Annotated in this window: 10 protein-coding genes and 1 pseudogene; 7 read left to right on the forward strand and 4 right to left on the reverse strand. The window is 35.4% G+C overall.

The window, feature by feature from the left end; translation table 11 throughout:
• The 3 genes and pseudogenes from ACIQ2X_RS07930 to ACIQ2X_RS07940 form a co-directional block, all read right to left on the reverse strand.
• A pseudogene (locus tag ACIQ2X_RS07930) lies at positions 1 to 273 on the reverse strand (MotA/TolQ/ExbB proton channel family protein); the annotation flags it as partial.
• A gap of 105 nt (positions 274 to 378) precedes the next feature.
• Positions 379 to 1,605 carry a Glu/Leu/Phe/Val dehydrogenase dimerization domain-containing protein gene (locus ACIQ2X_RS07935; protein ID WP_396178392.1) on the reverse strand — a complete coding sequence of 409 codons (1,227 nt, stop codon included), beginning with the start codon at positions 1,603 to 1,605 and terminating at the stop codon, positions 379 to 381.
• A 290-nt stretch (positions 1,606 to 1,895) separates the two neighbouring features.
• Complete coding sequence (locus ACIQ2X_RS07940; RefSeq protein ID WP_396178393.1) at positions 1,896 to 2,957, reverse strand: anhydro-N-acetylmuramic acid kinase; 1,062 nt, start codon at positions 2,955 to 2,957, stop codon at positions 1,896 to 1,898.
• Between the two features lie 95 nt (positions 2,958 to 3,052).
• On the opposite strand from ACIQ2X_RS07940, the gene ACIQ2X_RS07945 reads away from it, so the two are divergent.
• From ACIQ2X_RS07945 to ACIQ2X_RS07975, 7 genes are all read left to right on the forward strand, one after another.
• Entirely contained in the window at positions 3,053 to 4,192 is a 1,140-nt protein-coding gene (locus ACIQ2X_RS07945; protein WP_396178394.1) for an acyl-CoA dehydrogenase family protein, read from the forward strand.
• Between the two features lie 99 nt (positions 4,193 to 4,291).
• Positions 4,292 to 4,969: a Crp/Fnr family transcriptional regulator gene (locus ACIQ2X_RS07950; RefSeq protein WP_396178395.1), complete on the forward strand. Its 678-nt coding sequence runs from the start codon at positions 4,292 to 4,294 to the stop codon at positions 4,967 to 4,969.
• Between the two features lie 246 nt (positions 4,970 to 5,215).
• Entirely contained in the window at positions 5,216 to 6,193 is a 978-nt protein-coding gene (locus tag ACIQ2X_RS07955; RefSeq protein ID WP_396178396.1) for a hypothetical protein, read from the forward strand.
• Positions 6,194 to 7,269: 1,076 nt separating this feature from the next.
• On the forward strand, positions 7,270 to 7,758 hold the full coding sequence (locus tag ACIQ2X_RS07960; protein ID WP_396178397.1) for a DinB family protein: 489 nt from the start codon (positions 7,270 to 7,272) through the stop codon (positions 7,756 to 7,758).
• Positions 7,746 to 8,471 (forward strand): NRDE family protein, encoded by a 726-nt coding sequence (locus ACIQ2X_RS07965; protein ID WP_396178398.1) that lies wholly within the window; start codon positions 7,746 to 7,748, stop codon positions 8,469 to 8,471. The genes ACIQ2X_RS07960 and ACIQ2X_RS07965 overlap by 13 nt, the downstream gene beginning before the upstream one ends.
• Positions 8,468 to 9,502 (forward strand): D-alanine--D-alanine ligase, encoded by a 1,035-nt coding sequence (locus ACIQ2X_RS07970; protein WP_396178399.1) that lies wholly within the window; start codon positions 8,468 to 8,470, stop codon positions 9,500 to 9,502. Before ACIQ2X_RS07965 ends, ACIQ2X_RS07970 begins: the two co-directional genes overlap by 4 nt.
• On the forward strand, positions 9,503 to 10,138 hold the full coding sequence (locus ACIQ2X_RS07975; protein ID WP_396178400.1) for a hypothetical protein: 636 nt from the start codon (positions 9,503 to 9,505) through the stop codon (positions 10,136 to 10,138).
• Here ACIQ2X_RS07975 and ACIQ2X_RS07980 read toward each other — a convergent pair.
• A partial coding sequence (locus tag ACIQ2X_RS07980; protein WP_396178401.1) for a T9SS type B sorting domain-containing protein occupies positions 10,135 to 12,672 on the reverse strand: 2,538 nt, incomplete at its 5' end. The two genes, ACIQ2X_RS07975 and ACIQ2X_RS07980, sit on opposite strands and share 4 nt — an antisense overlap.

Here is a 12,672-nt window from a genome sequence, read left to right on the forward strand (position 1 = left end):
TGCATTCTCTAATTTACCTTGTTGCAAATACATTTTAATTTGCGTCATGAAGTTTTGATCCATTTTTGAAGCAGCTTTTATAGCCCACAACCGCTCAAAATAAAGATAAATCGCAAAAAACAACATGATGAAGATTGCAGACATAATCACTATTCCAACTGGACCACCACTAAAAATAATGCTTATCAGAGACACTTCTTCTTTAGGAACGGCGCTTTCTGCAACTTGTGCGGCAGTTTGACTCAATGTATCTACTTGAAGTAAAAAACTCATAGGGGATTTGTATTTTTAATTTAACGCTAATGTATTGTAAAAATTGCAGATTTTGCTTTTAAAAAACTTAAAATAGTTCCAAAAGCAAAATCTGCAATTTATTGTTTATACCAACTGTTTCAATGCGATTTCAAAAGCAGTCGCACTAATATTGGTTTTTGATGCATTTAAAGTGTTTGCTTTTTGTAATGCTTTTTTGATGATTTCAGAAGCATCCACAAAAATAGCTTCGTCGTTTAGTTTTACTTTTTGTTCCATAAAATAGGCAAAAACACGCGCCATTCCACAGTTTGAAATAAAATCAGGAATCAAACTTATTTTAGCATCGACGTGTTCCATAATAGGACCGAAAAAGATGGCTTTATCAGCAAAAGGAACATTGGCACCACACGAAATAACTTCCAATCCAGCTCCAATCATACTGTCCACTTGTTCTTGAGTAACCAAACGAGAAGCGGCACAAGGAGCAAAAATCTCGGCACCCATTGTCCAGATTTTTGCGTTAATTTCTTCGAACGGAATCATGTTTGGTGCGACGAGTTTATTTCCATCTTTGTTTAAGAAAAATGTTCTGATTTCGTCAAAAGAAAAACCGTTTTCGTTCATCACTCCTCCGTCTCTGTCGATGATTCCTACTACTTTTGCACCCATTTGTGCCAAATAATAAGCAGCAGCCGAACCCACATTTCCAAAACCTTGCACGATGGCTTTTTTTCCTTCTACAGCACCTCCGTATATATCATAATAATGACGTACCGCTTGAGCTACTCCATAACCAGTAATCATATCGGCTACAGTGTATTTGCGAGAAACATCGGGTGAGAAACTGGCGTTTTCTATTTCCTTAACCACACCTTGACGCAATTGACCAATACGATTGATCTTATCCGCTTCAGTTGGTTTGAAATGTCCGTTAAAAACCCCTTCTTGCGGATGCCAAACGCCACATTCTTCGGTCATTGGGATTACCTCGTGAATTTCATCTACATTTAAATCGCCGCCTGTACCGTAATAACTTTTTAATAAAGGAGATACCGCTTTGTACCAACGTTGTAAAACCCCTTTTTTACGAGGGTCGTTGGGATCAAAATTGATTCCCGATTTAGCACCACCGATAGCTGGACCTGCTACTGAAAACTTCACTTCCATAGTTTTAGCAAGCGAAAGTACTTCGTTCATATCTAAGCCTTTTCTCATTCTGGTTCCACCGCCGGCTGCACCACCTCTAAGAGAATTGATTACAGTCCACCCCTCGGCTTCTGTTTCAGGGTCTTTCCAGTTAAAAACTATTTCCGGTTCTTTATTTTCAAATTTTTGCAGTAGGTCTTTCATTGTAGTGTAAAATAATTATGTGGTGCAAATATAGAAAATTTATTTTGTTGAGAGAAAGGACTATGCTGTTGCATAAAATATTGTAAAACAGAAATTTAAACAATACCCGAAAGAACTGTGATCAATAATGCAATTCGTTTTATTTGAACAATAACAATTATTCTTGTAACAGTAACTTGGTTGATATAAACAATAACTTTGGATTAAAAGGAAGTGAATTGAAAACTTACACCTTCGCTAGATGTCTTACAAATACAAGACATATTCGCAACATAAGTTTATCAAATTACCTAATAAACTTCCCCACTCGAATGGTCGTATTGTGCACCGGTAACACTGCTCAAAACATTAATTTCACCACGAAGTTTTAAGACGCCCAAAAGTGCAAAAATCAATGCCTCTTTAAATTCCACAATTTTTTTATCTGGAATTACAATTTCCATCTCGGGTAAAAAACATTGGATTTGCTCCACTAAAAAATCATTATAGGCACCACCCCCTGTTATTAGTAATTTTCCTTTTTTCCTTGAAAGTGCGTTTGCAATTTGAAAAGCAACATGCACTGTAAACGTGTGCATTTTATCGGCTCGGACCAACGCATATTTATCGATTAACGGTAAGATGGTTTCTTTTACAAATTCAAATCCGAGTGATTTTGGATGCGATAATGCATAAAATGGCAAACTATTTAATTCGTCAAAAAGCAATGAATCTAACTTTCCCGACTTCGAAAAAGCTCCTTTATCATCGTAAGTCAAACCCATTTGGTTGGCATAGAAATTCAAAACGGTATTAACTGGCGAAATATCGAAGGCAATTCGAGCATCATTTTCGGCAAAAGAAACATTTGAAAATCCACCAAGGTTGAGGCTATAATTAAATTCATCAAACAAAATTTGATCGCCAATTGGAACCAACGGAGCGCCTTGACCTCCCAATTTTACATCCTGTACGCGAAAATCACAGACTACTCTTTGATTCGTCCATTGCGCTATTTCAGACAGATTCCCGATTTGCAATGTGTAGCCGTTTTGAGGTTGGTGCAAAATGGTATGACCATGCGAACAAACGGCATCAAGATTTGTAATCTTATTTTTGGAGATAAAGCTTGAAATAATTTCCGACAAAAGTTTCGTATATTCCTCATTTAATTCAACAAGCTCAAATTCAGAGAACTGTACTGCATTTTTAAGTTTGTTGAACCACTCGAGGGGATAGCCAACTGTTTCTGCTTCAATAATTTCAAACTTCCAGTCGTTTGAATCAACAGTAAAATGGATGTGTGCCAAATCGACTCCATCTAATGAAGTTCCCGACATGACACCGATAACGTTGTAGAATTGCTTTAACATAGGCTAAAATTATACAATTCAATTGAAAGTCTAACAATAAAATTTTATCTTTGCTCACAATTTTTTAACAAAAAAGAACTTTTATTTTCAATACTATGGATTTCAATCTAACAGAAGAACATTTAATGATTCAACAAGCTGCAAGAGATTTCGCCCAAACCGAATTACTTCCTGGAGTTATTGAACGCGATGAACACGCTAAATTTCCTACAGAACAAATCAAAATGATGGCCGAACTGGGTTTTATGGGAATGATGGTCGATCCAAAATACGGTGGTTCCGGGCTGGACAGCGTTGCATACGTTTTGGCAATGACCGAAATTTCTAAAGTGGATGCTTCGGCAGCGGTAGTGATGTCAGTGAATAACTCGTTAGTTTGTGCTGGAATTGAAAAATATTGCAATGAAGAACAGAAACTAAAATACCTTGTACCTCTTGCAAAAGGAGAAGTAATTGGTGCCTTTTGCTTGTCGGAACCTGAAGCGGGTTCGGACGCCACTTCTCAAAAAACGACTGCAATTGACATGGGAGATCATTACCTCTTGAACGGAACAAAAAACTGGATTACCAACGGAAACTCTGCTTCAACGTACATCGTAATTGCACAAACAGATATTGAAAAAGGACATAAAGGTATCAATGCCTTTATTGTTGAGCGCGGTTGGGCTGGATTTGAAGTAGGTGTAAAAGAGAAAAAAATGGGAATTCGCGGGAGTGACACGCACTCTTTGATGTTTACCGACGTAAAAATTCCAAAAGAAAACAGAATTGGTGCAGATGGTTTTGGTTTTAATTTTGCTATGGCTGTTTTGAACGGCGGTAGAATTGGAATTGCTTCTCAAGCATTGGGAATCGCAACTGGAGCTTATGAATTGTCGTTGAAATATTCGCAAGAACGTAAAGCTTTCGGAAAAGAAATTTTCAAACACCAAGCCATTGCTTTTAAATTAGCGGATATGGCTACTCAAATTATGGCCGCCAAAATGCTCTGTTTGAAAGCTGCTTCAGAAAAAGACGAAGGCAAAGATATTTCGCAATCAGGTGCGATGGCAAAACTTTTTGCTTCTCAAACAGCTATGGACGTTACGATTGAAGCGGTTCAAATTCATGGTGGAAACGGCTATGTGTCGGAATACCATGTAGAACGAATGATGCGTGATGCTAAAATTACCCAGATTTACGAGGGAACTTCTGAGATTCAGCGTATTGTAATTTCAAGAACATTGGTAAGCTAAGACTATATTATTTGATATAATAAAAAGCTCGAACATTGTTTCGGGCTTTTTTTTTTCGATTCAAAACTTTCGTACTTTTATAATCCTGTTACTTTGTGTATGTTCGACGAATTAAAATATTGGTACTTGCGAGATCACAAGCTGTTTTGGACATTAAGCATGTCGCAAATCAAGCAATTATGTATTATTACCGGCTTTAAAAAAGCCAAAAAAGGCGAAGTCATTTATTTTTCATCGTCGGATTTGCCTCGCATTTATTTACTAAAAAAAGGAAAAATAAAAATTGTCTCTATCGATGAACAAGGGAAGGAAACCATCAAAGAAATACTTCAAAAAGGTGATTTGTTTGGTGAATTATCGCTGGAAGCAGACGACTCTGTTAACGAATACGCCAAAGTTTTAACTGATGAGGTTTCAATTTGTAGTTTTTTATTGTCTGACTTTGAAGATTTATTGGTTCGAAATCCTACTTTGGCATTGTCCTATACAAAGTTTGTCGGATTAAAAATGAAACGGTTCAAAAACAATTACTCTGACTTGATTTCGAAAGATGCCAAAACCAGATTATCCTCTTTTCTAAAGAATTGGGCAGAACGAGAAGGAATTAAGGATGGTAAAAAATATACCATCAACAATTATTTAACCCAAACCGATATTGCCCAAATCATTTGTACATCAAGACAAACCGCAACCTTATTACTAAATGAATTGGAAGGGAAAAAAATTATTTTTTACAATCGAAAAGAAAATATTATTGACGATATTGACTGGCTGTAAATAAATCGGACAAAATGTAAACTATCCGACATTTTCTTTTTTAATCACAATATATCTTTGGTTAATCGAAAATTAAATTGCTATGAAATCGATATGAACAACACGTTTGCGCAAGCAATTGAAAATGCTTCGCCACTTTGCAAGCTCGGGTCATCGAACACCGATGAAAACTATAATATTGTGAGATAAACACCCAAAAATAAAAGCGTTACCATATATGACCGCTAAAAAATCCCCTTTAGATATATGAAATCGAAAATTATTACATCCATTCGCTCTGTAGGATCGGTTCAAAAACACCAAAAAAATAATATTAAAATCATGGGCAAAAAGTTATTTTTCATTACCGTTTTAAGTGTAAGTTGTAGTTTTGGTTTTTCACAAGGATGCAGTGATGCTGGAATTTGTTCGATAGGAAAAGGATTTGACTCCGATGAAAAGGAAGTGAAAAACAATATCGAAGTAGCAGCGATTTTTGGAACTGGTGATGCCAATATTACTTATATTTCGCCTTACATTGCCTACACCAAGAGGTTTAATGATAAATTTTCGCTTAGCACAAAAGTCACATTTTCATCTGCAAACGGTGATTTTGGAACTCGAGCCGCTTTTGGCGACGCTTATCTTATCGGAAATTACACGTTTAAAGAAGTTAAAGAAAAACAATGGAGTGCATTGGCGGGATGGAAATTTCCTTTTACAAGTTCCAATCTCAAAATAAATGGTTTCGCACTTCCTTTGGATTATCAATCGAGTTTGGGTACGTTCGATTTATTTCTTGGAACCAATTTAAAGTATAAAAAATGGGATTTTAATGCAGCAATTCAAATCCCGGTTTTTAACAATAATCAAAATTCCTACTTCGATGAATTTTCGGCATCTGATGATTTCCCTACAACCAATTTATTCGAACGAAAATCCGATGCCCTTTTTAGAACAATGTATACCATTAAACTTGAAAATTCTAAATTTACATTCAAACCAAACGTGCTTTTTATTTATCATTTAGGCGAAGATACATTTGAAAATCAATTTGGTGAAAGACAAACAATAGCTGGTTCAGACGGCTTAACCATCAATGGAAATTTAATTAGCGTATATCAATTAAATAATAGAAATTCCATCGAACTATCGCTTGCTGCACCATTTTTAATACGTGAAATTCGACCAGACGGGTTAACAAGAGGCTTTGTTGCTGGAATAAATTACAGGATTTCTTTTTAATTGTAATTAAATGTAAACCATCTAGACAACAGCATTACAAATACCCTGATATCGTTGCCGTTTTAAATCAATACGCAAATTTACAATCCTAAAAAAAAATGAAGTGTTAGACAACTTTCTTTCTACGACACCTTTTGGTCAAAACGCAACCAAGAGAAGTCAAAAATTCCAATTAAAAAACAAAGTTTCTATTTAAAGACACGACCCATTTTCCCTTATTTAATAGAGAAAAAAGCACTTAAAGAAAAAACATCACTTTTGGAATTATGTGAAAGTGTCGTATGTTTTTTTCCTCAAAAAAAATTTGTTTCTAAAAAACCCATTTAAAGTACGAGCCGTAATATAGATCTTGGCGTACTATTGCAATGGGTTATTATGGCGAAAAATTAGCAGTCATTCCAAAAACTTTTAAAACTATAGAAGGAAATTTATATTTAAGTAAGGGCTAAAATTTAATTGTAAGTTCAAGTTATAAGTGCAACAGATTACAAAAATTACTTCGTCTTATGGATTAAAAATCCTTTTCATCTTTTTAATCTGTGTCAAAAACAGTTGGTTATTATTGCGACAATATCGCTATATTCTTGCTCAGTTTACAATGCTTTCGTTGCTAAACATTGAAAAGCTGTACTAAAAACGAGAACAATTTAAAGAAAAATTCAAATGCAAACTTGCAAAAAATCTAAAACTAAATTCTGTTAAAAATCGTACATTAAAAAATAGATTGGCGAATTATAGTAACGGCACTATCGGTTCAAACATTTTGTTTTAAATTTTGGAGCACCTGAATTCCTTTATACTTTACACAAAACGTATGGTCGAAATGGATCAGGAATTTTAGAATTATCAGATTCAATTTTTATGTTGAAACATAAAACTCATATATCTTTGTGTTTTTTTAGGTTTAGCAAGAATGTTTGGTGCTGTTTTTTCGCATATATTTGTATTCGGAATTGAGGTGCAAAATGATGGATAAACACTATTTCTCCTGCTTTAATAGTATGATATGTTGTTTTATCTTAGTTTATTTTCGTAGGTCGAAAATTTAAAATTTTTAAAAAATAAAATAGTAACGTATGCTAATACCTGCTTTAAATCATAGTCTGAACGAATTGTTAAATCTTTTGCATCAATTATCAGATGATGAATTTGCAGCACATTGCCAAGCCTTGAGCAATGCAACCATTGGCGAGCATACCCGACATATCATTGAAATGTTTCAATGTTTGGAAAAGTTTTACGAAAGCGGAATTGTTGATTATGACAGGCGCGACCGAAATAGATTAATTCAAACTTCCACAGAATATGCAATTGAATGTATTAAAAACATTCAAGAAAACTTAGATAGACCTAACAAAAATATAGCGTTGCAGCAAATAGTTGACGGTGAAGAAATAAGAATTGAGAGCAATTACCACCGCGAATTACTTTACAATTTAGAACATTGCATCCACCACCAGGCTTTGATAAAAGTCGCAATTTTGCAATGTGAAAATATTCAAATTGATGCCAATTTTGGCGTAGCACGTTCTACTATTGAATACAGAAAGCAATGTGTACAGTAAGTTTCGTGCCTTCCAATAACAAAATTATCGTCACCTCCAACCGTGATGAAGCAGTTTTGAGAACAGCGATTCCGCCTAAAACTTACTTAATAGACGGTAAGAAAATTATTTTCCCAAAAGACCCAAAAGCCGGCGGAACATGGTATGCAGTTGCTGAAAACGGGGTTTTGTTAGTGTTGCTAAATGGTGCGGAAGAAAAGCACGAACACCAACCTCCCTACAAAAGAAGCCGCGGTTTGGTTGTTTTAGAAATAATCAGTAGTGATTCGCCAATAGATCATTGGGATACAATAGATTTAGAAAAAGTAGAACCTTTTACATTGGTCCTATTTCAGGATTCAAAATTATACCAATTACGTTGGAACGGAAATTCAAAAAGTAGCCTCAATTTGGATGCTTCCAAAAATCACATTTGGTCCTCCTCCACTTTATATTCGAAAGAAATACGAGAACAGCGATCCCAATGGTTTTTTCAATTTATGGAGAAAAATCAAGGTGTTTCTGAAGATGAAATGTTCGATTTTCACCGGTACACTAAAAATTCCAATACCGAAAACGGTTTGGTCATCAACAGAAATGATGCTTTAAAAACCTTAACCATAACACAAACTGTACTCCAAAATCAAAACATTACAATGAATCATTACGATTTGATTGATGAAAAGACCTATTCGCTAGCGGTTCAAAAAAATCCTAAATCAAAATTGTATTGAAATTATTCTTTCATAAACTGACCCATTGGGAATATTGGCCATTTGAAATTGTGTATATTCCTGTGTATTTTCTTTGGGCATTTTATGCATTGAAAGCCAGATCTATTTTCTTTTTTAATGCTTGTAATCCTACTATCAAAAACGGAGGTTTTATGATGGAATCAAAAAAAGAAATTTACGATTTGATTCCTCAGCAGTATTATCCCAAAACAGAGTTGATTAAAAAAGGTACTCCTTATGAAAATGTTTTGAATAGCATTCGAGCAAGAGGTATACAATTTCCGCTGATTGCCAAGCCCGATATTGGACTAAGAGGCTCTGCGGTAAAAAAAATAAATACAGCTGCTGATTTAAAATCCTATGGCAAAAAAGCCGATTTTGATTACTTATTACAGGGTTTAATTCCGTTTCCAAATGAAATTGGAATTTTCTACGTGAGATATCCACACGAAAAAAAGGGCAGAATTACAGGAATTGTAGCCAAAGAGTTTCTGACGGTAACCGGAAATGGAATTTTTACTATAGAAGAATTGGTTAAAGAAAATCCGCGATTTGAGTTGCAATTAAAAGCTTTGAAACGCGAATACGGGCAAAAGCTATCGGAAGTTCCTGCTCAAAATGAAATTATAAATTTGGTTCCGTATGGCAACCACGCGAGAGGTGCAAAATTTATGGACAAAACTGAGTGGATAACACCCGAATTGTCGGCAGTTGTCAATACAATTTGTGTACAAATTGAGGGTTTTTATTTCGGAAGAATTGATTTGATGTACCAAAGCTTAGAAGAATTAGAAAAAGGGAAGCATTTTTCGATTGTAGAAATAAATGGTGCGGGAAGTGAACCGACGCATATCTACGATCCTTCTCATTCGCTCTTTTTTGCTTGGAAAGAATTATTTAGGCACATTACTTTCATGTATGAAATTAGCGTTGCCAATCATAAACTTGGATTTCCATATTTAAGCCCTACAGCGGGAATGAAAGAATACCGAATGCATTTGGCGCAAAGCCGCAAAATAGTGCAATTTTAAATGCTCAAGATATTTAAAAATATTGCCATTGGTTTTGTAGTGAGTTTTCTCGGTTCACTTCCGTTTGGCTATTTAAATTTGATTGGTTTTCAAATTTATACCCAAAAAGATTTTACGTCCTTGATTTATTATCTTTTCGGAATCATTACCGTAGAATCGATTGTTATTTATGTAACGCTTATTTTTGCAGCAAAATTGAATAGCAATCGAAAACTATTTCAATTTATAGAAGCGTTTTCAATCGTCTTCTTGTTTTTACTCGCATATCTTTTTTATTCACAATCGGAAGTTTCTGAGCAAAACACTTTGACTAAGTATCTCAATTATTCACCGTTTGTCATTGGGGTAATTTGTAACGGGGTCAATTTCATGCAAATTCCTTTTTGGCTGTCGTGGAATTTATATGTGATTAATGCGAAATACATCGACACAACGAAAAAGAGCCAACCCTATTATGTTCTAGGAACTTTAGGTGGCTCGTTTATTGGAATTTTCACTATCGTTATGGTCTTGAATTATGCTAAGGAAAGCACCTCGTTTGTATCCCAGCATTTAGTTTCCTTACTTATTCCTATATTTTTCTTGGTTTTAGGATTTTATCAAGTTTTTAAATTTTGTAAAAAGTATTTTTACTAACGTTTTAAACTAAAATGACCACGGTACACTTTTCCATCTTGTCGCGTTACCACAAACCAGTAATCATCGGTAGAAACTACATTCTGACCATTATAGGTACCATCCCAACCCGTTTCGCCTCCTTTTAAACGAATTATAAATTTACCGAAACGATCAAAAATATCTACATTTAGTTGAGGCTCGAAACTGGAAAATTTGATTTGCCAAGTATCGTTGAAACCGTCTCCGTTTGGTGTAAAATATTTTGGGTAATTGAGTAAAACAAATTCACCCTCAACAGTGCCGCAACCATATTCATCCTTCACATACACCGTATAAAATCCTGGAAGCAGATTGGTAAAGGTACTCGAAGTTTGAAAAACAACATTATCAAGGGAATACAAATAGCTTCCCAAACCAATAACTGTAATTGTTGCCGAATTATTAGATGACGACCAGTCGGAGGTTTCGATGCTTTGAATGGTGGCGGGACCAGAATTGGTAACAATAAAATCTTTGGTAGCATCACAACTAAATACGCCATAGATGTTTTTCACAGTAACCGTGTACGTTCCAGGCTGATTAACGATGATTGACTGAGTTGTTTCACCAGTAGACCATTCGTAACCTGCAAATCCTGGATCTGCGGTCAACTTTTTAGTAAATCCATCACATATAAAGAGCTCACTAGTGGGGGTTAAAACAGGCACCGCTCCTACTGCCACTTGGAAAAATGTAGTTGCATAGCACAATTTAATCGACTTGTGTTCCACGCGTGCATAAATAATTTGCGGGTTCGTAATATTGGTGTACCCATCTGGTAAGGGATTTGCTCCTGTATCGGCATCAGCTTGTGTGAGATGATAGCTTAAGGAATAAATGGATGCTTCTTGGTTACCTAAAATCTGAGAATTCTGATTTACCAGAGTAAAAGTATCAAATTGTAGTCCGTCATCACGACACTCGAATAAATCACTCGGTTTAGTTGCTCGAGTGAGGGGTAATAGTGTTCCCACCTCAACAGATATATTTTTAATATTTCCGCAAAAATCTGTGGCAAGAATATTATATATACCGGGAGTTAAATTTGAAAAAACGTTATTAGAACCATTGTTTAAAAAATACGGCTGCGTGATTTGAAAATCCAGTGGTTCGACGCCAATTACATCAATTACTACGTCATTAGCGCCTGAACCTCCCACACAATTTAAATTATAAACTCCAGCAATAAGCAATTCCGCAGAGACAATAAATTCAGCATACAAATCTGTACATTGTCCCGTTGGAGTCCCATTTCCAAAGGTTGCAAAAACTTTTATAATTCGGAATTCGCCTTCAAATATATTTAAAAGCGTTCCAGGGTTAGCCAAAAGTACACCGGTTGTTGCGTTTGGAATAGCTCCTTCTACAAATGCTGCTCCAGTATTGGGATGTCCCCAAGTACTTGTTGCTGGAAAGAATTTTTGCAACCAGAACGTTTTCCCTGTAATGGATTCGTCAGTGTCATTCATTATTATATCAAAAGCCCCACACTTTCGATTGATGGAAAAACCATTATTACTACTATTATATCCTAGAACATCGATAGTAACTTGAGAATTGTATCCACAAAAATCTACTGCTGTAAAGGTATAAGTTCCTGCAGGTAAATCGCTCATATAAAAATTACCATCACCGTTAATATTACTACTTACCTGATTTGGAAGTGGTTGTTGATAAGTAGCTGGAGCAGCAGTGATAAAAACATTTACAAGTACTCCATTGCTATTTGATAACTTTACAGATCCAAAAATAGGGCTACAAGTCGGTCGTGTTTCCGCAACCAATTCGCCAAAAACAAATTCAGGAATATTCACCGTCTCTTCAAACTCATTTCCACAGTCGTCAATAAATGAAAATACATAATCGCCTACTGGAAAATTTGATGCCACAAATGTACCTTGAGCATTTACGAGTGACATTAAATCCTGGGGTAGGGTTCCGGTATATGCAGCGGGAGCTTGTAAAAGACTAATTGCAACAATTTCTCCGCTGTTAGGAATACTAATAACAATAGTTCCAAAATTAGAACCACAACCATTATTTGATGTTACTATATTGGGAGTAATTGGTTTAGGAACTAGAGAAAAATTTAAAGTTGCAGTTCTGCCACAAGAATCTTGTGCTGCAAGTACATAAGCGCCAAATGGCACCGTATTATCCTCATCGCCAAATGGTACTGTAGAAGTCGTAAAAGGACCGGGATAATTTGGATTAAAAAGTACGGGATTAAAGTCAGACGGGGAGGTAAAATTTAGCCCAAAAGGGGGAAAATAGTTTTTAATAGTGATCGTGAAAAAAGGTTTCCCACAAGAGTCTTCAAACTTTGCAAAAGTTAATTTTGGTCTTGGATTTATTTGAAATGTTTCTGTAAAAATATTATTGCAATTATCTATAACTTCAATTTCTACTGAAAATAATTGATTACCAAATAAATTAATTACTTGTGCCAATTCAACAGTTGAATCTGGACCTGAGGTAATGGTTTGTGTGTAATTTTGAGCGACCGCTCCACC

The sequence above is a fragment of the Flavobacterium sp. genome (assembly GCF_044368625.1).
In the GTDB taxonomy this organism is placed as follows: domain Bacteria; phylum Bacteroidota; class Bacteroidia; order Flavobacteriales; family Flavobacteriaceae; genus Flavobacterium.